Below are 21987 nucleotides of genomic sequence, written 5' to 3' on the forward strand. Positions count from 1 at the left end.
CGCGCGGGCCGGACAGGCGGCCCGCCCGGGCACCGCCCCGCCGACCGCGCCGCCGCAGGAGTCGCCGCACAAGGTGTTCGAGCCGGTCCTCGCCGGCATGGAGGAGGTCGGCACCGGCCTGCTCGACCGGCTCGACGCGCTGCAGCGCGTGGCCGCGTCCGCGCCCGGCGGCCCGCTGCTCGTCGTCGCCGGCCCGGGCACGGGCAAGACCCGCACACTGACCCACCGCATCGCGTACCTGTGCGCGGAGCTGAACGTCGACCCGAGGCACTGCCTGGCGATCACGTTCACCCGGCGGGCCGCCGAGGAGATGCGCGAGCGCCTCGAAGGCCTGCTGGGCGACACGGCCGAGGACATCACGGTCGCCACCTTCCATGCCCTGGGGCTGCAGATCCTGCGCGAGCAGGCGGCCGCCGCCGGCCTGGTCGACGGGTTCGGCATCGCCGACGACGCGGTGCGCGAGGCCGCCCGGGCGGAAGCCGGCGACGACGACGCGGCGTACCGCAAGATCCTGCGCGCCCAGAACCTGGTGGACCTGGACGAGCTGGTCTCCGTGCCGGTGGCCCTGCTGCGCGACGACCCCGACCTGGTCGACCGCTACCAGGCGAAGTGGCGCTGGGTGTTCGTCGACGAGTACCAGGACGTCGACGCCACGCAGTACGAGCTGCTGCGGCTGCTGGTGCCGGCGGACGGCAACATCTGCGCGATCGGCGACCCCGACCAGGCCATCTACTCGTTCCGCGGCGCCGACGTGGGTTACTTCCTGCGCTTCTCGCAGGACTTCAAGGACGCGCGACTCGTGCGGCTCGCCCGCAACTACCGGTCGTCGGCGCCGATCCTGGCCGCCGCCGTGCAGGCGATCGCGCCGACGTCGCTGGTGCGCGGCCGGCGCCTCGACCCGGCCCGGCTCGACCCGGACGCGCCGCAGCTCGGCCTGCACGCCGCGGGCACCCCGGCGGCCGAGGCCGAGTGGCTCGCCCGGACCGTGGACGGGCTGGTCGGCGGCGTGTCGCACCGCTCGTTCGACGCCGGCCGGGTCGACTCGCGCGCCGCGACGGGCACGGTGACGTTCGCCGACATCGCGGTGCTCTACCGCACGGACGCGCAGGCCGCGCCCGTGATCGAGGCGCTGACCCGGGCCGGCGTCCCGGTGCAGAAGCGCTCGCACGACCGGCTCGCCGACCGCCGCGCCGTGGCGGAGATCGCACGGGAACTCAGATACCTGACAGACGGGCCCCGGGAACTGACCGAGCGGGTCCGCGCCGTCGGTCGCGCCCTGGCCACCCGTACCCCCCGGTTGTTTGAGGATCAACCCCGCGCGGACCTGCCGGCGGCCGACGTCTATGGCGCGGTCGACCTGCTCATGCCGCTCGCGCAGCGATGCGGCGAGGACCTGGACGCGTTCCTGCAGGCGCTCGCGACGGGCGCGGAGACCGACGCGCTCGACCCGCGCGCGCAGGCAGTCACCTTGTTGACGCTGCACGCGGCGAAAGGTCTGGAATGGCCGGTCGTTTTCCTCGTCGGCTGCGAGGACGGGCTGCTGCCGCTGCGGTTCCCCGGCACGGCGCCCGACCCGGAGGCCGTCGCCGAGGAGCGGCGGCTGTTCTTCGTCGGCATGACCAGGGCCCGTGACCGGCTGTTCCTCTCGCACGCGGCGCGCCGGCAGCGGTTCGGCGCCGAAACGACGCCCGCCCGCACGCCGTTCCTCGATGTTGTGGATCCGTCACTGGTGGAACGGCTCGGCGTGGTCGAACCGCCCAGGCGCCCCAGCCATCGACAACTCCGCCTTATCTGACCGTCAAGATGGTGACAGCGGGGGCGTGATGCGCTAGCCGACGTGTGCGAACCTTGGTGACGGCGCGATATCGGGGGTGTTGTCGTCACAGCCACGCGCTACCGTGTGCGCGCAGGCGGGAGGGGACGAGGATGGCAGGCAACGAGCCGGCGGGCGGGGCGCCCGACACCGGGCCCCAGGAGTATGCGCAGCCGCAGGACCCCTGGGAGGGTGGGCTCGAGTTCCCGCCCGGTCAGTCGGCCATGCCCACCGACCCGATCCCGCACCAGTTCGACCCCTACTCGGGGTCGTATCCGCCGGCCTACACCGGCGGCACGTGGGTGCAGCAGCCGGGCACCGGGGGGCACACCGTGCCGCCGGGCTGGGCGCCGCAGCCCCCGCAGCCGAAGCCCAGCAAGCTGATCCCGATCCTCGTGGCGCTGGCCGTGCTGCTCGTGGTCGGTGGCGGCGGCGCGGCCGCCTACTACATCGCGACCCGTGACGACACCAGGACGACAGGCACGGGCGGCCCGACCACTCCGCCGGCCACGACGGGTGCGCCGGTCACCTCGGCCGCGCCGGAGACCAGCGCGCCGCCCACGGACGACGTCTTCAACCCGTTCACGGTGCAGGTCGACGACTGTGTGGCCAACGCGGGCACGAACGCGAAGCCGAAGATGTCGGTCGTCGAGTGCACCCCCGGGGTCTACAAGGTGATCAAGATCTTCACCGGCACCGCCATCAAGCAGAACGACGACGACAAGCTGACCGATCAGGAAGCCCAGAACACCTGCAAGGGCACGGGCTTCACGTTCTTCTACAAGAACAACTACGACGGTCTTGAGAACGACATCGTGTTCTGCATGACGCAGGAACGGTAACGAAGCGGGTAATGTCTCGGCCCGTCTAGCGTGTCAGCTAGACGGGCCGAGATTCGTTTCGATACGGTCCGCGCCGTGGAGCCCGTCCGCAACCCGTACGCGCCCGGCGCCGGGCAGCGCCCGCCGGAGCTGGCCGGGCGCGACCGCGAGGTGGACACGTTCGAGATCGTGCTGGAGCGCGTCTCGCGGGGCCGCCCGGAACGGTCGCTGGTGCTCACCGGGCTGCGCGGCGTCGGCAAGACGGTGCTGCTCAACACCCTGCGCAGCGAGGCCATCACCCGCCAGTGGGGCACCGGGAAGATCGAGGCCCGGCCCGACCAGTCGCTGCGCCGGCCGCTGGCCGCCGCCCTGCACATGGCCGTCCGGGAGCTCGCGCCGCAGGCCGAGCCGTCCCATGTGGCCGAGGTCCTGGGCGTGGTGAAGGCGTTCGCGGTCCGGTCCATCGAGAGCGCCGGCGGGCGTGGGGTCGCCCGTTCCGCCGCCAGGTGGCAGCCCGGCATCGACGTTCCGGCCGCCGTCGGGCGGGCCGACTCGGGCGACATCGAGATCGACCTGGTCGAGCTGTTCACGGACGCGGCGGGGTTGGCCGCCTCGGTCGGCACCGGGATCGCCCTGTTCATCGACGAGATGCAGGACCTCGGCGCCGCCGACGTGTCGGCGATGTGCGCGGCCTGCCACGACCTGTCGCAGACCGGCGCGCCGCTGATCGTGGTCGGCGCGGGGCTGCCGCACCTGCCGGCGCTGCTGTCGGCCAGCAAGTCCTATTCGGAGCGGCTCTTCCGCTACCAGCGCATCGACCGGCTCGACCGGCTCGCCGCCGACCGCGCGCTGGTCGCGCCGGCCGCCCGGGAGGGCGTGGAGTTCGAGGCCAAGGCCCTCGACGCGCTGTACGAGGCGAGTGGCGGGTACCCGTACTTCGTGCAGGCGTACGGGAAGGCGACGTGGGACCACGCGCCGCGCTCGCCGATCACGGCGGCGGACGTGCGGGTCGCGGCGCCCGAGGCCGAGGCGGAGTTGGCGGTGGGGTTCTTCGGGTCGCGCTACGAGCGGGCCACGCCCGCCGAGCGGGAGTACATGCGGGCCATGGCGGCCCTGGACGCGGACGCTGACGCGGACGCGCCGGTGCAGACGGCCGAGGTGGCCCGCACGTTGGGCCGCAAGCCGGCGTCGCTGTCGCCGGCGCGGGACGCGTTGATCAAGAAAGGGCTCATCTACTCGGGGGAACGGGGCACCGTGGCGTTCACGGTGCCGCATTTCGCGCGCTACCTGCGGGCACAGCCGCCGGTGGAGTAGCGCTCTCTACGGCTATCTAAGATTGGCGCTAGAGAAGCGTATAAGGCCCTAACGGGTGGTTTGGCGGCGCCCGGAGCCGGGCATCTGGAAACGCGAGTGTGTCGGCAAAACCGGGCAAAGTAGCCCAAAGGTACGATTCATCCTGCTCGCTCACCAATGCGCAACAGTTGGGTCTCAGCTCGGCAACGGCACGTCACGGCGACGTCACGGCAAAACACCTGATCAACCCGTGAGCTGCGGACCTGTTCTAAACAATCTGTAGCGGTCATGTCACAGACATAGCGGCTATGTTGGCGGAAACGACGGAGAAATGCGGCCGACACGGCACGGGGGGAGGCTGGCGCGATGACGACCGTGACCCCGCGTTCGCGTTGGCTGCCGCCGCGTCAGCGGATGGCCGGCCCCGCCGCGCCGGCCCCGGTCGAGGCGACCCCGGCTGGCCGCCGGCACTGGGTGCACGCCGTCGACGCGGTGCGCGCCTGGGCCCGGACGCGGCCACGGGCGGCGCAGGCCGGCCGCCTCGGGCTCGTCCTCGTCCTGGTCGCCGCGAGCTACGGCACCACCCAATGGTTCGGCCGCCCGATCCACTTCTACGACCTGCGCATCTACCACGGCGCCGTCGCGTGGTGGGCCAGCGGCGGCGACCTCTACCGCTACGTCCACCCGCCGACGGGGCTCGGCTTCACGTACCCGCCGTTCGCCGCGATCGTCATGCGCCCGATGGCGGAGCTGTCGGTCACCGCGGCCGGCTGGCTCAGCGGCATCGTCAGCATGGCCGCGTTCGTGTTCCTCGTCGCGCTCGCCGTGCGACCCATCGCCCGCCGGTACGGCTGGCGCACCTGGTACGCCGTGGCGCTCGTCGTGCCGCCGCTCACCGCGACCGACCCGATCCGCGAGACGCTCGGCTTCGGCCAGGTCAACCTGCTGCTCGCCGCGCTCATCTTCGCCGACCTGGTCGGCCTGCGCTGGCGGGCCCGCCCCGGTAGCCAGACGGCCGGCTTCTTCGCCAGCGGCGCGTGGGCCGGCGCCGGCATCGGCCTCGCCGCCAGCGTGAAGATCACGCCCGCGCTGTTCATCCTCTACCTCGTCTGCAGCCGGCAGTGGCGGGCGGCGTTCGTGGCGGTCGGCACGGCCGTCGGGGCGACCTTCGCCGCCTGGATGATCGCCGGCCACGAGTCGTGGACGTACTTCAGCACGATCCTCTGGCAGACCGAGCGGGTCGGCGCCGCCGACATGACCCCCAACCAGGCGCTCACCGGCATCCTCGCCCGGCTGTTCGACTCGACCGACTCCCCGCCGCTCGTGTGGTTCTCGTTCGCGCTCGTGCTGCTGGCCATCGGGATCTCCCGGGCGGTCAGCGCACACCGCGACGGCGACGAGTACGCGGCGTTCGTCCTGGTGGGGCTGACCGGCAACGCGATCTGCCCGATCTCCTGGACGCACCACCTCGTCTTCGCGGTGCTGGCGATCATCGTGCTGGCCGACGCGGCGGTGCGCCGCCGCACCTCGGCGACGGCGCTGCTGCTGCCGAGGCTGGCCGGCGCGCGCCTGCCGCTGCGGATGAGCGCCCGCTTCGCCGGCCTGCCGTACGCGGCCCTCGCCGTGGGCAGCTACGTGCTCTACGTCGTCTCGCCCGTGTGGGACTACAGCCACCTGCTGCCGACGTCGCACTACGCCGACGGGACCTTCGGCTGGCTCGCCGAGAACTCGCTCGGCCTGGTCGTGCTCGCGCTGGTGGCCGTGCTGCCCTGGCGCCCCGGCGCGGCGCCCGCCTTCACCGCCGGCCGGCTCAGGGACAGTTGACCCACTCGTCGGTGCCGTCCGCGAAGTGCTGGTGCTTCCAGATCGGCAACCGAGCCTTCACCTCGTCGACGAGCCGGGCGCACGCCGCGAACGCGGCCGCCCGGTGCGCCGTCGACACGGCCGCGGCCAGCGCCACGTCGCCGATCTCCAGCGGGCCGACCCGGTGGGACACGGCCACCGCGTAGACGTCCGGATCCTTGGCGATCTCGGCGGCGACCTCGGCGAGGACGGCCTCCGCGCTGGGGTGCCCCTCGTAGGTCAGACGCAGCACCTCGCGCCCGTGGTCGTGGTCGCGCACCACCCCGGCGAACGACACCACGGCCCCGGCCGCCGGATGCGACACCGCCCTCTCGTGCGAGCTTACGTCGAGCAGCTCGGTCGTCACCCTGGTCTCTACCGTCATGGCCGCGCTCCGAAAAATATAGGCAGGGGTACGAGCGGGACGACCGCGCCGGCGTCGCCCTGGGCGCCCGGCACGATCACGGCGAAGCCGTCGGACCGGGCCAGCCCGCGCAGCATCGCGCTGGCCGAATGGGCCAGCGGATAGGCCAGCCCGTCGTCTTCGATCCGCACGAGGGCGAGATGCGTGTAGCCGCCCCGGCCCGGGACGGGAGCGCCGAGCGTGACCGTGTCGCGCCGCGGGACGGCCCGGCCGGTCAGCCCGGCGATCAAGGGCTCGACCAGGGACATCAGGGCCACGATGGCCGACTGCGGGTTGCCCGGGAGGCCGGCGACGAACTTGCCGCCCGGCAGTTCGGCCACCAGCATCGGAAATCCCGGCCGTACGGCGACGGTGTTGACGACGTAGCGGGCGCCGAGCGCGGCGAGCGCCGGGTGCAGGTGGTCGACGGGCCCGTGCATGGTGCCGCCCGTCGTGCACACCAGGTCGGCCTGCTCCAGGGCGTCCTTGAGCGCGGACACGTGTGCCTCCAGCGTGTCCTCGATCGGCCCACGCGGGGACAGGCCGGGCAGCGGGTCGGCGCCGAGGCGGCGCAGCCAACCCGGCAACTGTGGCCCGAGCGCGTCGCGCACCTGCCCGTCCCCGGGCAGGCCGGCGGTGCGTAGCTCGTCGCCGAAGACCAGCAGCGCCGTGCGCGGCGCGCGGCGCACGGACACCGTGTCGTACCCGCACGCGGCGGCCATGCCGATCACGGCCGGGGTCACCGGCGTGCCCGCCGGCAGCAGTTCGTCGCCCTTGTGGGCCTCGTCGCCCGGCTCGCGCCACTCGGGCAGCGGCCGGGGCGTCCCACTGACGACCTCGCCGTCCAACGTGGACTCCTCCACGCGGAGGACGTGCCCGGTGCCGGCCGGCACCATCGCGCCCGTGGCGATCTCGAAAGCCACGCCGTCGCTGATGGGCGGGGCGGTCTGGCCGGCGAGAATCCGCCCGGCGAGCCGCCAGGGTCCGGGGCCGCGCAGCGCGTAACCGTCCACACTGGAGGTCGCGAACGCGGGCAGGTCGGTGAGGCTGACCAGCGGCTCGGCGAGGGTCAGCCCGTCACATTCGGCCAGCGGCAGGGCCTGCGCCGGCGCGGCCGCGGCCCGGCCGGCCGCGTGCACCGCGACCACGGCCTCGTCCCACGCGATCGGTGCCTCGTTCACGCCTCTACCTCCGCCCGCGGTGCGCCCACCCGCGACCCTACCGCCAACGGCGGAGTGCGACCCCGGCCCCGTCGGCCGCCTCCGCCCACCCCCGCGGGTCGCCCACGCAGGAAAGCTGACGTTTGGACCGTTACGCAGGAAATTTCGCGTTTAGTTCCAGGCGTAACGGTTAAAACGTCAGCGGGTTCCGGCGGTGACGGTGACAGGACGTCCGGCGGATTACCGGCGGCACCGATGTCGGGGCAGGCGCTAGGGCCGGTGGTCGCCGCCGTGGAGCTGGTCCAGGGCGTGGTGCAGGATCGGGGTGAGGACCGCCAGGCCGTCGCGGGCGCCGCCGACCGAGCCGGGCAGGTTCACGATCAGTGTGGTGCCGGCCACGCCGGCCAGGCCGCGCGACAGGGCCGAGGCCGGCACCCGCTCGCGGGAGTGGGCGCGGATCGCCTCCGCGATGCCGGGCACCTCGTAGTCGAGGATCGGCCGGGTCACCTCCGGCGTGCGGTCGGTGGGCGTGATGCCCGTACCCCCGCTGGTGATGACCAGGTCTATCGCGGCCGCGACCGCCTCGCGCAGAGCCTCACCCACCGGATCGCCGTCGGGGACGATCGCCGGGTCGTCGACCTCGAAGCCGGCCTGTCGCAGGCCGCTGACCAGCACCGGGCCGCTGGAGTCGGCGTAGACGCCGGCCCAGGCACGATTGGACGCCACGATCACCCGGGCCCGTTTCACCGCTCGCTCCGCTCCCACCGGCCGGTCTTGCCCCCCTCCTTGAGCAACACCCGGACCGCCTCGATGGACGCGGCCGGGTCCACCGCCTTCACCATGTCGATGACGGCGAGGCCGGCGGTCGCCACGGCGGTCAGGGCCTCCATCTCGACGCCCGTACGGTCGGCGGTGCGGACCGTGGCCTCGATGTCCACCGCGTCGCCGCGCAGCGTCAGCTCGACCGTGACGCCGTGCAGGGCGATCGGGTGACACAGCGGGATGAGGTCCGGGGTGCGCTTGGCCCCCATGATGCCGGCGATGCGGGCCACCGCGAGGGCGTCGCCCTTCGGCAGCGCCTCCCGGCGCAGCAGGTCGACCACCTCGGGCGTGGTGCGCACGGTGCCGGCGGCGACGGCCCGCCGGACGGTCACGTCCTTCGCTGTGACGTCCACCATGCGGGCGGCGCCGGAGGCGTCGACGTGGGTCAGCTCGCTCACGGCCAGAGGGTACGCCGCCCGGGTCACCGCGCACACATCCCGCTGGGTGACGGGCCGCGGACTCTTGGGGACCGTTGGACCTCGACGGCCGCTAGGGTGAGGGCCTCGAACAGGGGAGGAACTGTGAGTGACGAGGCGATGGACAAGCCCGCCGAAGCGACGTTCGTGGATGATCCCGCCGAGATGGATCTCGGCGCGAAGGTCACCGAGGCGTGGCTGGACTTCCGTCGTGCCCTCGCGTCCGCCCTGGTCAATCTGCCCGATGGTGCTGAGCTGGAGCTGACCCTCGACCCGTCCGCGTCCGGCGTCGGCGAGGCGCTGTTCGGCGTCACCGTGCGTGCCGTCGACGGCGCCGTCCAGGCGTACGCGGTGGGCAACCCGTCCCTGCCGCCGGAGCACCGCCTCAACCGCGCCGCGATCGGTGAGCTGATCGCGCTCGGCTGGTCGCCGCCCGGCGTGGTGAACTCCGACCAGCGCTTCGGCCTGCAGCAGCCGGTCGGTGACGGCACGCGGCTCGCGGGCGTGCTCACCCGCACGCTCCGCGACGTGTACGGCACGCCGCACCCCGCGTTCCTGGTCTACGACGTCCAGCCCGACGGGGCGCGCGAGGCGTTGCCGACCCTCGCGGCGGCCCGCCCGATCACGGCCGGCAGCCCCGGCTACACCGACCACCACATCGACCTGTCCTCGCTGACCCTGCCCGAGCAGGTCGCGACCGTGATGGGCGCGATGATGAACACCCCGCCGGAGAGCCTGCCGCTCGACCGCGACGGCGACATCGGCATCCGCTCCGGGTCGGCGATGGTGTTCGTCCGGGTGCGCGACGACCCGCCGCTGGTCGACGTGTTCTCCCCGGTGCTGACCGACGTCTCGGCCAACGAGCATCTGCACGTACGGCTCGCCGAGCTGACCCACCGCATGCCGATCGGCCGGCTGTACTGCATCGGCGACACGGTGTGGGCGTCGGTGCCGGTGTTCGGCCGCGACTTCCAGGCCACCCACCTCATGCTCGCCGTGCAGGTCATGACCGGGCTGGCCGACGAGCTCGACGACCGGCTGCACGGGGAGTTCGGCGGCAAGCGCTTCTTCACCGACACCGACACGCCGACCGGCGACGACGACGCTGCCGCGCCGCCGTCGCCCGCCCCCAACGGTGATGACGACCACCACACGGGGATGTACCTCTAACTGAGCGGCAGCCACGCGAGCTTGTCGAGCCTGGTGAGGTCGTTCGCCTGCAGGCCCGCCTCGGACAGGGTCCACAGCACCCCGTCGATGACCATCGACCGGGTGATCTTGCCGGTCCAGGCGTCGTTCGCGGGCGCCGGGTGCTTCAGGGTCGTCACGACCGCCACATCCGTGCCGGTCACCTTCAGCACCGTCGCGCTCGCGAGCGGCTGGCCCATGTCCGACCACGCGTACTGCGGCAGCACGACGGTGCCGGTGGCGGCCCAGTACAGGAACGCGTGCGGGTCGTACTCGGCGTCGGTGTACGTGTCCGGCAGGGTGAGCCGGGAGACGCGGCGCGGGTTGTCGAGGTCGCTGACGTCGAAGACCGCCACCTGCGCGCCCCGGGTCCGGTTGTCGCGGACGTCCTGGCCGACGCCGAGCAGGCGCTTGTCGTCTAGCGGGTGCAGATAGGCCGAGTACCCGTCGACCTTCAGCTCGCCGCGCACCCGCGGCTTCGTGGGGTCGGTCAGGTCCACTGTGTACAGCGGGTCGGTCTGGCGGAACGTCACCACGTACCCGATCGCGCCGGCGAACCGCACGCCGTAGATGCGCTCGCCCTTGCCGAGGCCGCCGACGTGGCCGACCAGCTTGAGCTGCCCCTCGCCGAGGCGCAGCGCGTAGACGGCCGACTCCGACTTCGGCGGCGTCCCGCCGCCCCACCAGGTGTCGCCCGTCGTGGTGGCCACCCGCAGCGTGCCCTCCCACTCCGACATCGCGTACTGGTTGAGCAGGTAGCCCGGCACCCGGCCGCCGCCTTCGAAGACGGGCACCCGCTGCGACGTGTCGAACCGGTAGATCGTCGTGCCGGGCTTGACCTTGTCGCTCCCGGCGTTCGGCCGGATGACGTCGTCCACCGGTCGCACGAACCGCCAGCGCTCGTCGGTCGCCACGTACAGGCTGTTCGCGGTGCCGTAGACCGTCTGGCCGTCGGCCAGCAGGGCGACCGGATCACCGCGGCCCAAGCTGTCCGCGGTGAGGTCGAAGCTCGCGACGGTCAGGGTCTGCACGCCGGAGTACGTCGTGGGGCGGCGCACCTCGTCGCACTCGACGTGGCCCCTCTCCGTCGCGCCGCCGGTGGTGATCTCGAAGCGGGGCAGCCACTGCTCCACCGGCGCTTTGTCGATCAGCTTCTGGTAGGCGGCGATGCGCTGCTTGTCGGTCTGGTTCTCGCGGTACGGCATCTCGATGCGCATGGCGCTGCCGACGACGAGGCGGGCCGTGGTGCCGACCTGCCGCGCGTCGACCAGGTGGCCGTCGATCCGGAACGAACTGATTAGGCGCGGCGTGCCGGACAGGTCCACGAGCAGCGCGCTCACCGCGCCCCACGTCGGCCGGGCCCGCTTGGTCGCGCCGGCGTTCTCGTCGAGGCCGGCGTCGCTGCTCAGCACCAGCGCCCGGTTGCCCGACAGCAGCAGGTCCGTGGCCATCCACTTGATCGACTCGTACCCGGGGCGGGTGGCCCACGTGCCGGCCGCCCCGGCGAGGTCGAGCCTGCCGGTGACGCTGCGGGTCGCGGTGTCGACGACCTGCAGAACGCCGCGCCGGATCGTCACGATGCGCCGGCCGTCCGTCTTGACGGTGTCGGGCTCCTCGACGCCGGACTCTTGGTTGTTGGTGCCCGAGTGGCCGGCGGCGGCCTCCCCGGCACCGCCCGGCGCCTTGGCGGCGGCACCGTCGGCCATCGCGTTCTCCGCGCCGCCCCACAGCCGCGCGCCGGGCCAGCCACCGTTCAGTGTGGCCGACTCGCGGGCCGCCTTGCGCAGATCGCCGAGCAGTTCGGCGCACGTGTCGAAGGCGACCAGTTGGTACGGCCCGGCGGGCGCCACGCGGGGCGCCGGCGCGCTGGGCCCGGGAGCGTCGAGCGGGCCGGGGCCCGTGCAGCCGGCCACGGTCACGCTCAGGGCGGCGAGAATCAGCCCGAGGCGGACGGTGCGCGAAGGGGTGCGCGTCATGGCCGGTTCGACGCGGGCCCCCGGCGGACGGTTCCGCAATGCGTGCGGACGGTTCCTCAATCCGTCAAGCGGGACAGAACGATCATGCTTCGGGTGGACGTGACGAACGGCTCGGCGCGCAGCCGCTCCAGGGCCTGCTCCAGGCTCGCGATGTCGGCGGCGCGCAGGTGGACCAGGGCGTCGGCCTCGCCCGACACCGTGAACGCGCCGACCACCTCGGGGTGGCGCCGGGTGGCGTTCGCCAGTTGGGCGGGCGTCGTGCGGCCGGTGCAGAACAGCTCCACGAACGCCTCGGTGGTGCGGCCGATGGCGGCCGGGTCGACGGTCGCGGTGAACCCCTTGATAACCCCGCTGGCCCGCAGCCGGTCCACCCGGCGCTTCACCGCCGGGGCCGACAGGGACACCTGCTGGCCGATCTCGGCGAACGATGCGCGGGCATCCGCGGTCAGAGCCGCAATGATTCGCCGATCGGTCTCGTCCATGCGCAACGGATCGCCTCTCGATCGCAACGAAACGAACTGTTTCGGTAGTCGGGTCAGACCCTAGCCTTATCTCTCGTGATCGAGACCGAATCCCTGCGTGACCTGCGCGTTTCCCGCACCCGCGAGTACCTGATGTGCCCGCCCGAGCGGTTCGCCGTGGCGTACTCGATCAATCCCTGGATGGATCCCGGGTCGCCGGTCGACACCGACCTCGCGCTCGCGCAGTGGGCCGGTCTGCGGGACACCCTCATCCAGCTCGGGCACACCGTGCACGTGCTCGAGGCGCAGCCCGACCTGCCGGACATGGTCTTCGCCGCGAACGGGGCGTTCTCGGTCGACGGCACCGTCCTCGGCGCCCGCTTCCGCTACCCGCAGCGCACCGCCGAGGCGGGCGCGCACGAGCGGTGGTACGCCGCGACCGGCTGGCGCTACGTGCCGGCCAACCACGTCAACGAGGGCGAGGGCGACTTCGCGTACCTGCCGGGCGCGCACGGCGGGCTGGTCCTCGCCGGGTACGGCTACCGCACCGAGCCGCCGGCGCACGCCGAGGCCCAGGAGGTCCTCGGCCGCCCCGTGGTGTCGCTGCGCCTGATCGACCCGCGCTTCTACCACCTCGACACCGCCCTGGCCGCGATCTCCGACGACAACATCGCGTACTACCCGTCGGCGTTCTCGCTCGGCTCGCGCCAGGTGCTCGCGCAGATGTTCCCGGACGCGGTGCTCGCCGACGAGACCGACGCGCTGGCGTTCGGCCTCAACCTGGTCAGCGACAACCGGCACGTGGTGCTGCCCGCCGAGGCCGCCGGGATGGCCGCGAAGCTCTGGGACGCCGGGTACGTGCCGGTAACCGTCGACCTGGGCGAGCTGAAGAAGGGCGGCGGCAGCGTGAAGTGCTGCATCGCCGAGCTCCGCGCCTGACGCCGGAGCCGTCGTGTGGCGAGGGCGTCGGGCGCCCGGACAGCTCCGCGCCTGACACTCCGAGCCGGGTTCTCGCTTTTTCGGGCGGTGTGTCCGACAATCAGCCACTCTTAACCCATGAGCGGCACGCGTACTCCCGCTATCGCGGGGCTGAGTGACGCGCTGCGCGGCCTCCGTGCGGAGATCGACCGGCTGCGGTTGCCGTTGGCGCTGCCCAGCGCCGACGTGGCCCGCCGCGTGGTCGCGGAGGTCACCGCCCAGATCGACGACTACCTGCTGCCGCGCCTCGCCGGGCTCGACGCGCCGACCCTGGCCGTCGTCGGCGGCTCCACCGGCGCCGGCAAGTCCACGCTCGTCAACAGCCTGGTCCGGGCGCCCGTCAGCCGCTCCGGCGTGCTGCGCCCCACCACGCTCGCCCCCACGCTCGTCTGCAACCCCCGCGACACCGCCTGGTTCAGCGCCCCCGAACTGCTGCCCAGCCTCGCCCGCAGCCGCAGCCTCGGGCACCCCCTCGCGCCCGACACGTCCGGCGCGCGCCGCCTCGACGTCGTCGTGGCGCCCGCGCTGGCGGCCGGGCTCGCCCTGCTCGACGCCCCCGACGTCGACTCCGTCGTCGCCGAGAACGGCGAACTCGCCGCCGAACTGTTCGCCGCCGCCGACATGTGGGTGTTCGTGACCACCGCCAGCCGGTACGCCGACGCGGTGCCGTGGCGCCTGCTGCGCGACGCGCAGGACCGGGGGACGCCCGTCGCGATCGTGCTCGACCGGGTGCCCGCCGCCGACCGGGACGCCATCGCCCTGCACCTGGCCCGGATGCTCACCGAACAGGGCCTGGGGGAGTCGCCGCTGTTCACCATCACCGAGACCGTCATCGACGGGCAGGGGCTGCTGCCCGAGGCCGAGGTCGCCGCCGTGCGCGGCTGGCTCGACCGGCTCGCCCGCGACCCCGGACGCCGGGCCGAGGTCACCTGGCGCACCATCGCCGGCGCCGCCCGGTCGATCTCCGTACGGGCCAACGGGCTCGCCCGGGCCGCCGACGAGCAGGTGGCCGCCCGCGACGACCTCGCCGGCGCCGTCCGCCGCGCGTACGCCGAGGCGGGCTCGCGGGTCGACGCGGCGCAGCGCGACGGGAGCGCCCTCGGCGGGGACGTGCTCTTCGGCCTGGAGCTCACGGCCTCCGGCGCGGGTCGCCGGGACAGCAACGCGGTCGCCCGCGGCGGCGACGCCCGCGCGGCCAACGTCCGGTGGGTGACCGACCGCAACAGCGCCGCGGGCCCCGGCAACGTGCGCCGGCACCGCCGACTGCGGCGACGCAACCAGCGGGTGGTGACCATGCCCGTGATGGCCCCGTCCGCGGAGGCCCGGCTGCGCGAGACCCTCGGCGGGTCGCTGACCACCCTGCTCTGCGAGGTTGCCGAGCGGGCCGACGAGCGCGTCACGGCGATCTGGCGGGCGAACCCCGCCGGGCGGGCGCTGCTCGCCGACGCCGGCCCCGACCGCCACGAGACGCGGCTGACCCGCCGCGACCGGGTGGGTCGCGTGGTGCGCGGCTGGCACTCGCAGGTGCGGTCGCTGGCGCGGGCCGGTGAAAAGGGCCGTGGCCCGGCACCGGCCATCGTCGCCCTGGCCAGCCTCGGGCCGGACCCGCATCGGCCGATGGAGGCCGGGCGGGGCGCGCTCACCGAGGTCCTGGCCGTCACGGGCACCGAACCGGTCCGCCAGCTCGCCGACCAGGCCCGCGCCGGCCTGCGCGCCCACGTCGGGGAGTTCCTCGACGAGGAGGCCCACGGGTACCTGGCCCTCGTCGCCGCGCACCCGGTCGAGCCGGCGACCGGCGACCGGCTGCGCGCGGTGGCCGCGAGCCTGGCCGCCGTCGTGCGTACCACCCGGGGGCGGCCATGGTGACCGTCGCGCCCCGACCCCTCGCGGTCGACCCGCCGCAGCCCGCTCCGTCGCCGGCGGCGGCGCTGATCGAGCGGTTCGCGGCGGTGGACCGGTTCCTGGAGCTGGCCGGGCCGTACGTGGCCGAGGAGGAGCTGGCGCCCGCCCGCGTGCTGGTGGACCGGGCCGCCGCCCGGCTGCGGCTGTCCGGCGAGCACACCGTCGTGGCCCTCGCCGGCGCGACCGGCACCGGCAAGTCCGCCCTGTTCAACGCGCTCAGCGGGGTGGACCTGTCCCCCGTCGGGCCGCTGCGCCCGACCACCGGGGACGTCCACTCCTGCGTGTGGGGCCTGTCCGGCGCGGTGGGGCTGCTCGACTGGCTCGGCGTCGCGCCCGACCGACGGTTCGCCCGGGAGAGCGTCCGCGTGCCCGACGACCAGGTCGCCCTGCGCGGCCTCGTCCTGCTCGACCTGCCCGACCTGGACTCCGTCGCCGTCGGCCACCAGGTCGAGTCCGACCGCCTCATCTCCCACGTCGACCTGGTCGTCTGGGTCGTGGACCCGCAGAAGTACGCCGACCGTGTGGTGCACGAGGCGTACCTGGCCAAGTTCGGCAACCTCGCCGGCGCCACCGCCGTCGTGCTCAACCAGGTCGACCGGCTCACCCCCGAGGACGCCGCCCGGTGCGTCGCCGACCTGGGCCGGTTGCTCGCCGCCGACGGGCTCGCCGACGTCCGGGTCGTCGCCACGTCCGCGGCCACCGGCGAGGGCCTGGGGCACCTGCGCGACCTCCTCGCGGACGCCGTACGCAGCCGGATGGCGGCGCTGACCCGGCTGAGCGCCGAGCTCGACGAGGCCGTCGCCGGCCTGGCCCCGCTCGTCGACCGGGAACTGCCGGTGGAGACGGCCGGCGCGGTGCCGACCCGCGAGCTCATCGACACGGTGGCCGCCGCCAGCGGCGTCGACGCCGTCGCGGACACCGCCGCCGAGGAGTACGGCCGAACCACCGTGACCGTGCCGGACCTGGCGCCCGCCCCGGCGGCCGTGGGCGTGGCCGTGCGCTCCTACGTCGAGAAGGTCGTCGCGGCGGTCCCGCCGCCATGGCGCGAACGGGTCCGGGCGGTCGTCCCCCGCGAGCCGGACGACCTGGTCGCCGCGCTGCGGACCGCCCTCGCGGCTGCCGCGCCCCGTCCGGCCCGCCGCTCCCGCTGGTGGGCAGTCGCCACGGTGCTGATCTTCCTGGGCCTGCTGGTGGCCGTCATCGGCGCCGGTTGGCTGGTCGGCGCCAGCGTCCGCGTGCTCCGTGACGGCGGCTCCTGGCAACCGCCCACCTGGCTCGACGTCCCGATCCCGGTGATCCTGCTGGTAGCGGGCATCGTGGTGGCCGTGGTGCCGGCGTTCATCCGCTGGCGCGTCCGCCGCACGGGCTCCGCCCGCCGCCGCACCGACACGATGACCACCCTGCGCGGCGCGGTGGACGACGTCCTCCGTACCCAGGTGGTCGACCCGACCCGCCGCGCCCTCCTGGCCTACGACGAGTCCCGGGCCACCCTCACCACCGCCCGCTAACCCCACCCCGCGCCGCGGGCCCGGTGATGTGGACCGTTAGGCAGGCAATTCGCGTGGAAATTCCCTGCCTAACGGTCCGAACGTCGAGCTGCAGGGCCGGGCGGCGCGGCGCATCGCGGGCGGGGGAGGATGCCGGGGTGACGGGTTGGCGGTGGGTGGTGCGGGGCGGGTTGGCGGCGTTGGCGGGGCTGAACCTGTGGTGGGGGGTGTGGGCGGTCGGGGCGCCACGGCACTTCTTCGTCACGTTTCCGGGGTTCGGGCACCGCTGGACGGCCGGGTACCCGCCGTTCAATGAGCATCTGGTCAGCGACCTCGGGTCGATTTTCCTGACGCTCGGGGTGCTGCTCACCGTCGCCGCCGTCCTCGACGACGCCCGGGTCACCGCCGTCGTGCTGGCCGGGACGCTGGTGTTCAACACGCTGCACCTGGCGTTCCACTCGACGCACCACGGCACGCTGGTCGGGTTCGACCTGGCCGCGAGCCTCGCGAGCCTCGTCGCCGGGGTGATCGGGCCGGTCGTCCTGTTGGTGCTGGACCGGGTGGTCAGGCGCCGAGCACGAGCCGCAGTTGGCGCGGCGCCACGCTGACCTCCAGGCGCTGGCCGAACGCCAGCACCAGGTGGTCGGCCTCCACCCCGTCGGCGAACACGACCTGCGACTCCGCCTCGCTGATCAGCTCCAGCTTCTGCCCGGCGCCGATGAGACCGGACGTGAGCCGCACCCCCGTCCCCGGCGACGGCCACGCCTCCCGGACGAACCAGCACAGCGCCTTCTCGTCCGGGTCGGGCAGCGCCGGTGCGTCGGCCCGCTGCCGCGAGATCGAGTACGTCCAGCCGGTCGCGCCCGTGCCCGTACTGACGATGACGCCGGACGACGAGTGGCGTTCGTTGCCCGACGCGGGGTCGCGCAGCGTGTAGCGCGACGACTGGTGCGTCGCGTGTCCGAAGTAGATCTCGTTGAGGCCGAGCAGCTCCTGCCCGTCATCCAGGCAGGCGGCGACCATGGTCCGCGCCTGCACCCCGGCCCGGCCCGCCACGGCCGCGCGCAGCAGCGGCGCCACCGACCCGGCCGCGTGCCGGACGAGGACGCCCGGGTTGCGGTCCGGCTCCGGGTCGACACCGATGACGGGCTGCCCGGACAGGTACTTCGCGACGTTGGCGACCAACCCGTCCTGCCCGACCGCGATGACCACGTCCTCCGGCGCGAACAGGAACCGGGGCAGGTCCGCCCGTGACACGTGGCCGCGCCGCCAGTCCGCCGGGATGGCCGCGCCGACCCCGGCCAGCGCGGCCTGCAGCGCCTCGTGCCGCGCGTCGACCTCGTCGAGCGAGCGCCCGCGCTCGCGCAGGAAGTACGCCGCGGCCGCGCGCGTCCCGTGCCGTCCGAGCAGCTCGGTGAGCTCGGACGGCCGGGACACCACGACGACCCGCGGCGCGAGCGTCGTCATCGCTGGGCGTCGCCGGTCAGCTTGGCGACGAGGTTGGTGAGCACGTCCGGGGTGACGGTGAGCTGCCCGATCGCCGGCACCTTACCCGCCAGCTCCTTGAGCGCCAGAGCCTGGAGTACGCCGGCCGGCAGGTCCGCGTACGCCGCGAGCCGGGCGGGCTCGGCCTCCGCCTCGGCGAGCCCGACGGCCCGCCGGCCGGCGGCCTGCGCCTCCAGCTTGACCCGGTGCGCCTCGGCGTCGGCGCCGGCCGCGACGCGCACCTGGTTGGCGGCCGACGCGGCGGCCACCTGGGCCCGCTCGGCCGCACCCTGGGTGCCGACCAGGTCGGCGGCGGCGTCCAGCTCGGCCTTGCGGCGGGCGTTGGCGCCGTGCTGCTCGACGAGCTGCTGCTCGCGGCGGGCTAGTTCGATCTTGTTCTGGAGTTCGTTCTCGGCGATGGCGCGCTCGCGCTCGACGGCCCGGGCCCGCCGCTCGTAGGTGGCCTTGTCGGCCTCCTGCTGCACGGCCTCGCGGGTGGGGGTCTGCAGCGCCCGTTCCAGCTCCGGCTCGGGCCGGATCGCGACGACCCGGGCGCTGACCACGGCCACACCGGTCTCGGCGAGCCGGGGGTCGGCGGCGAGCGCCGCGCTGACCGCGTCGCGGACCGGGGCGATGCTGGCCGTCAGGGCCTCGGTGAGCGGGACGCGGGCGAGCAGGTCGAGCGCCGGCTGCTGGGCCAGCTCGGCGAGCAGGGTGGCGATCTGGTCGAGCGGCTGGCCGCGCGGCCCGCCCCGGCGCGGGTCGATCGAGAAGTCGAGCCGGCTCGCGGCGGCGGCCGGGTCGGCGAGCCGGTAGGTCACCGTGGCCTGCACGGTCACGTCGGCGAAGTCGCTGGTCCGCGCGTGGAACAGCAGCGGCAGCTCCCGGTCGTCGACGGGTACCTCCGACAGGACCGCCACGAGCGGGCGGTACCAGAACGACAGCCCGACCCCCTCGCGCTTCACCTTTCCGCTTGCCTGGTGGCGCACCCAGCTCGTCGGAGCGCCCCGAAGATGCCTCAAGAAGAATCTGCGGGTGATATCGGCCATCGCGAGTTGTCCTCCCCTGTATGCCCTCGACCGGCCGACAATGTAGCGATCCAAGACCAGTCCCGGGGACTGTGTGCGGGGTCACGCGTCTGAGATGCTGGATCCAGCGGTGACGGGACGACGCTGTCCGCATACCCTGCGGTAGCAACGTCCCGTGGCCGGGGCCCTGAGACCCCACGCGCCACACCCCTACCGGGGACCGCGTGGAGCTCGACCACCAGTTGCGTCGCGCGGACACCCCGTAGCAGCGCACCGATGACAGGGAGACAGGATGGCGAGAGGCGCGAAAGCCGCCGCCCCCAGCCGTGAGGCTGGCGGCACGCCCCCCGAACCGGAGTACGTTCAACTGCTCACCCCCACCGGTGAGCGCGTGGCGCAGTCCACCGGCGCGGACGGCGTGACGTACTCGGTCGACTTCACCGACTCCGAGATCCGCGGGCTGTACCGCGACCTCGTTGTCGTGCGCAAGCTGGACACCGAGGCCACCGCCCTGCAGCGGCAGGGTGAGCTGGGGATCTGGGCCAGCCTTCTCGGTCAGGAGGCGGCGCAGGTCGGCTCCGGCCACGCGTTGCGCGCCCAGGACATGGTCTTTCCGACCTACCGCGAGCACGGCGTCCTCTATGTCCGGGGCATCGACCCGATCCGCCCGTTGGCCCTGTTCCGGGGCGTCAACTACGGCGGCTGGGACCCGATCGCGGAGAAGTTCAACCTCTACACGATCGTGATCGGCGCGCAGACGCTGCACGCCACCGGGTACGCCATGGGTGTCGCGAAGGACGGCAGGATCGGCGGCGACGACGGCGAGGCCGTCATCGCGTACTTCGGCGACGGCGCCTCGGCGCAGGGCGACGTGAACGAGTCGTTCGTGTGGGCCAGTGTCTTCAACGCCCCGGTCGTCTTCTTCTGCCAGAACAACCAGTTCGCCATCTCCGAGCCGACCGAGCGCCAGACCCGGGTCCCCCTCTACCGGCGCGCGGCGGGCTACGGCTTCCCCGGCGTACGGGTCGACGGCAACGACGTACTGGCCTGCTACGCGGTGACCCGCGCGGCGCTGGACAACGCCCGGCACGGCAACGGGCCGACGCTCATCGAGGCGTACACGTACCGGATGGGCGCGCACACGACCTCCGACGACCCGACCCGCTACCGCATCTCCAGCGAGGTCGAGGCGTGGCAGGCGAAGGATCCGATCGAGCGGGTCCGCGCCTATCTGACCCGGCAGGGCACCGGGGCCGACTTCTTCGACGACGTCGAGGCCGAGGCCGCCAGCAAGGCGGCCGACCTGCGCGAACGCGTCCTGTCGATGCCGGACCCGCAGCCGGTCGAGATGTTCGACAACGCGTACGCGCACGGCTCGCCCGAGGTCGACGCCGAGCGCGAGCAGTTCGTGGCCTACTCCGCGTCGTTCGAGGGGGGCCACTGACCATGGGCGAGATCCTCACCATCGGCAAGGCCCTCAACTCGGGCCTGCGCCGCGCCATGGAGGACAACGACCGCGTCCTGATCATGGGCGAGGACGTCGGCAAGCTCGGTGGCGTCTTCCGGATCACCGACGGCCTGCAGAAGGACTTCGGCGAGGAACGGGTCATCGACACCCCGCTGGCCGAGTCCGGCATCGTCGGCACGGCCGTGGGCCTCGCGCTGCGCGGCTACCGGCCCGTCTGCGAGATCCAGTTCGACGGCTTCGTCTTCCCGGCGTACGACCAGATCGTGTCGCAGGTGGCGAAGATGCACTTCCGTTCGGCGGGCCACGTCCGGCTGCCGATCGTCATCCGGATCCCGTTCGGCGGCGGTATCGGGGCGGTGGAGCACCACTCCGAGTCCCCGGAGGCCTACTTCTCCCACACGGCCGGTCTCAAGGTCGTCGTGTGCGGCAACCCCGCCGACGCGTACTTCATGATCCAGCAGGCCATCGCGAGCGACGACCCGATCATCTTCCTGGAGCCCAAGCGGCGGTACTGGGAGAAGGGCGAGGTCGACATCGACATCCCGCCGTCGCAGGCGTACCCGCTGCACGCGGCCAAGGTGCTGCGCCCCGGCGCGGACGCGACCCTGGTCGCCTACGGTCCGATGGTCCGCACCGCGCTCGACGCGGCCGCGGCCGCCGCCGAGGAGGGACGCGAGCTGGAGGTCATCGACCTGCGCTCGCTGTCGCCGCTGGACCTGTCCCCGGTCTTCGACTCGGTCCGCCGCACCGGCCGGCTCGTCGTCGTGCACGAGGCGCCCGGCAACCTGGGCCTGGGCTCCGAGATCGCCGCCCGGGTCACCGAGGAGTGCTTCTACTCCCTGGAGGCGCCGGTCCTGCGCGTCACCGGCTACGACACCCCCTACCCGCCCGCGCGGCTGGAGGAGGAGTACCTGCCGGACCTCGACCGGGTCCTGGACGCCGTCGACCGAAGCTTCGGCTGGTGACGCCGTGAGCGAACGTAGCGAGCGAACCGTCAGCTCAGTGAACACACGCTGGCACCGGAGCGCAGCGGAGGTGACAGCGTGACGAGAGTGAGAGAGTTCCCGCTGCCCGACCTCGGCGAGGGCCTGCTCGAGGGCGAGATCCTCAGCTGGCTGGTCAAGGTGGGCGACACGATCGCGCTGAACCAGCCGATCGTCGAGGTGGAGACCGCGAAGGCGGCCGTGGAGATCCCGGCGAAGTGGGCCGGCAGGGTCGCCGCGATCTACCACGAGGAGGGCTCAACCGTCGAGGTCGGGACCCCGATCATCGCGATCGACACCGACCCCGGCGCCGGCGACCTGCCGGCGACGCCGGCCGCGCCCGAGGATGGCGCGAACGGCGGGCGGACGCCCGTACTCGTGGGGTATGGGCCCAGGGCGACCACGGCCGCGCGCCGGCCCCGCAAGGGTGCCGCCCCGGCGGCTCCCGCCGCCCCCGCGGC

20 protein-coding genes are annotated in these 21987 nt (G+C 73.5%); 12 read left to right on the forward strand and 8 right to left on the reverse strand.

Annotation, left to right across the window (positions count from 1 at the left end; genetic code table 11):
• The 4 genes from ABD211_RS16585 to ABD211_RS16600 all read left to right on the forward strand — a co-directional run.
• Nucleotides 1-1795: ATP-dependent helicase (locus ABD211_RS16585; RefSeq protein ID WP_344132051.1), on the forward strand; the 1795-nt coding region annotated here is incomplete at its 5' end.
• A gap of 131 nt (nt 1796-1926) precedes the next feature.
• Nucleotides 1927-2655: an LppU/SCO3897 family protein gene (locus ABD211_RS16590; protein ID WP_344132054.1), complete on the forward strand. Its 729-nt coding sequence runs from the start codon at nt 1927-1929 to the stop codon at nt 2653-2655.
• Nucleotides 2656-2730: 75 nt separating this feature from the next.
• Nucleotides 2731-3948 (forward strand): ATP-binding protein, encoded by a 1218-nt coding sequence (locus tag ABD211_RS16595; protein WP_344132057.1) that lies wholly within the window; start codon nt 2731-2733, stop codon nt 3946-3948.
• Nucleotides 3949-4341: 393 nt separating this feature from the next.
• Nucleotides 4342-5751: a glycosyltransferase 87 family protein gene (locus tag ABD211_RS16600; protein ID WP_425560431.1), complete on the forward strand. Its 1410-nt coding sequence runs from the start codon at nt 4342-4344 to the stop codon at nt 5749-5751.
• Here the strand turns inward: ABD211_RS16600 and ABD211_RS16605 are convergent.
• The 4 genes from ABD211_RS16605 to moaC form a co-directional block, all read right to left on the reverse strand.
• The gene (locus tag ABD211_RS16605; RefSeq protein WP_344132063.1) at nt 5738-6154 is read right to left on the reverse strand and encodes a molybdenum cofactor biosynthesis protein MoaE; all 417 of its coding nucleotides are present in this window, start codon (nt 6152-6154) and stop codon (nt 5738-5740) included. The genes ABD211_RS16600 and ABD211_RS16605 overlap by 14 nt on opposite strands.
• The gene (locus tag ABD211_RS16610; RefSeq protein ID WP_344132066.1) at nt 6151-7353 is read right to left on the reverse strand and encodes a molybdopterin molybdotransferase MoeA; all 1203 of its coding nucleotides are present in this window, start codon (nt 7351-7353) and stop codon (nt 6151-6153) included. Before ABD211_RS16610 ends, ABD211_RS16605 begins: the two co-directional genes overlap by 4 nt.
• A 249-nt stretch (nt 7354-7602) precedes the next feature.
• A complete protein-coding gene (locus ABD211_RS16615; protein WP_344132069.1) occupies nt 7603-8079 on the reverse strand; it encodes a MogA/MoaB family molybdenum cofactor biosynthesis protein in 477 nt (158 codons plus the stop codon).
• The gene (gene moaC, locus ABD211_RS16620) at nt 8076-8552 is read right to left on the reverse strand and encodes a cyclic pyranopterin monophosphate synthase MoaC (protein ID WP_344132072.1); all 477 of its coding nucleotides are present in this window, start codon (nt 8550-8552) and stop codon (nt 8076-8078) included. Before moaC ends, ABD211_RS16615 begins: the two co-directional genes overlap by 4 nt.
• Nucleotides 8553-8690: 138 nt before the next feature.
• On the opposite strand from moaC, the gene ABD211_RS16625 reads away from it, so the two are divergent.
• Nucleotides 8691-9740 carry a T3SS (YopN, CesT) and YbjN peptide-binding chaperone 1 gene (locus ABD211_RS16625; protein ID WP_344132101.1) on the forward strand — a complete coding sequence of 350 codons (1050 nt, stop codon included), beginning with the start codon at nt 8691-8693 and terminating at the stop codon, nt 9738-9740.
• On the opposite strand, the gene ABD211_RS16630 is transcribed toward ABD211_RS16625, so the two are convergent.
• Nucleotides 9737-11734 carry a beta-propeller domain-containing protein gene (locus ABD211_RS16630; protein ID WP_344132075.1) on the reverse strand — a complete coding sequence of 666 codons (1998 nt, stop codon included), beginning with the start codon at nt 11732-11734 and terminating at the stop codon, nt 9737-9739. The genes ABD211_RS16625 and ABD211_RS16630 overlap by 4 nt on opposite strands.
• A 56-nt stretch (nt 11735-11790) precedes the next feature.
• Nucleotides 11791-12216: an Lrp/AsnC family transcriptional regulator gene (locus tag ABD211_RS16635; protein ID WP_425560429.1), complete on the reverse strand. Its 426-nt coding sequence runs from the start codon at nt 12214-12216 to the stop codon at nt 11791-11793.
• A gap of 75 nt (nt 12217-12291) precedes the next feature.
• On the opposite strand from ABD211_RS16635, the gene ddaH reads away from it, so the two are divergent.
• The 4 genes from ddaH (at nt 12292) to ABD211_RS16655 (ending at nt 17170) form a co-directional block, all read left to right on the forward strand.
• On the forward strand, nt 12292-13134 hold the full coding sequence (ddaH, locus tag ABD211_RS16640; protein WP_425560430.1) for a dimethylargininase: 843 nt from the start codon (nt 12292-12294) through the stop codon (nt 13132-13134).
• Nucleotides 13135-13251: 117 nt separating this feature from the next.
• Nucleotides 13252-15039: an ABC transporter gene (locus ABD211_RS16645; protein WP_344132078.1), complete on the forward strand. Its 1788-nt coding sequence runs from the start codon at nt 13252-13254 to the stop codon at nt 15037-15039.
• Complete coding sequence (locus ABD211_RS16650; RefSeq protein ID WP_344132081.1) at nt 15033-16583, forward strand: GTPase; 1551 nt, start codon at nt 15033-15035, stop codon at nt 16581-16583. Before ABD211_RS16645 ends, ABD211_RS16650 begins: the two co-directional genes overlap by 7 nt.
• Before the next feature lie 137 nt (nt 16584-16720).
• The gene (locus tag ABD211_RS16655) at nt 16721-17170 is read left to right on the forward strand and encodes a hypothetical protein (RefSeq protein WP_344132084.1); all 450 of its coding nucleotides are present in this window, start codon (nt 16721-16723) and stop codon (nt 17168-17170) included.
• Here the strand turns inward: ABD211_RS16655 and ABD211_RS16660 are convergent.
• Together ABD211_RS16660 and ABD211_RS16665 are read right to left on the reverse strand one after the other, a co-directional pair.
• On the reverse strand, nt 17127-18029 hold the full coding sequence (locus tag ABD211_RS16660; RefSeq protein ID WP_344132087.1) for a diacylglycerol kinase catalytic domain-containing protein: 903 nt from the start codon (nt 18027-18029) through the stop codon (nt 17127-17129). The genes ABD211_RS16655 and ABD211_RS16660 overlap by 44 nt on opposite strands.
• Nucleotides 18026-19012: an SPFH domain-containing protein gene (locus ABD211_RS16665; RefSeq protein WP_344132090.1), complete on the reverse strand. Its 987-nt coding sequence runs from the start codon at nt 19010-19012 to the stop codon at nt 18026-18028. The genes ABD211_RS16660 and ABD211_RS16665 overlap by 4 nt, the downstream gene beginning before the upstream one ends.
• 355 nt (nt 19013-19367) lie before the next feature.
• On the opposite strand from ABD211_RS16665, the gene pdhA reads away from it, so the two are divergent.
• The 3 genes from pdhA to ABD211_RS16680 all read left to right on the forward strand — a co-directional run.
• Entirely contained in the window at nt 19368-20519 is a 1152-nt protein-coding gene (gene pdhA, locus ABD211_RS16670) for a pyruvate dehydrogenase (acetyl-transferring) E1 component subunit alpha (protein ID WP_344132093.1), read from the forward strand.
• A gap of 2 nt (nt 20520-20521) precedes the next feature.
• Nucleotides 20522-21508: an alpha-ketoacid dehydrogenase subunit beta gene (locus tag ABD211_RS16675; protein WP_344132096.1), complete on the forward strand. Its 987-nt coding sequence runs from the start codon at nt 20522-20524 to the stop codon at nt 21506-21508.
• A 78-nt stretch (nt 21509-21586) separates the two neighbouring features.
• On the forward strand, nt 21587-21987 hold a 401-nt coding region (locus ABD211_RS16680), incomplete at its 3' end, for a biotin/lipoyl-containing protein (RefSeq protein WP_344132099.1).

This window comes from Luedemannella flava, from assembly GCF_039528515.1.
In the GTDB taxonomy this organism is placed as follows: Bacteria; Actinomycetota; Actinomycetes; order Mycobacteriales; family Micromonosporaceae; genus Luedemannella; species Luedemannella flava.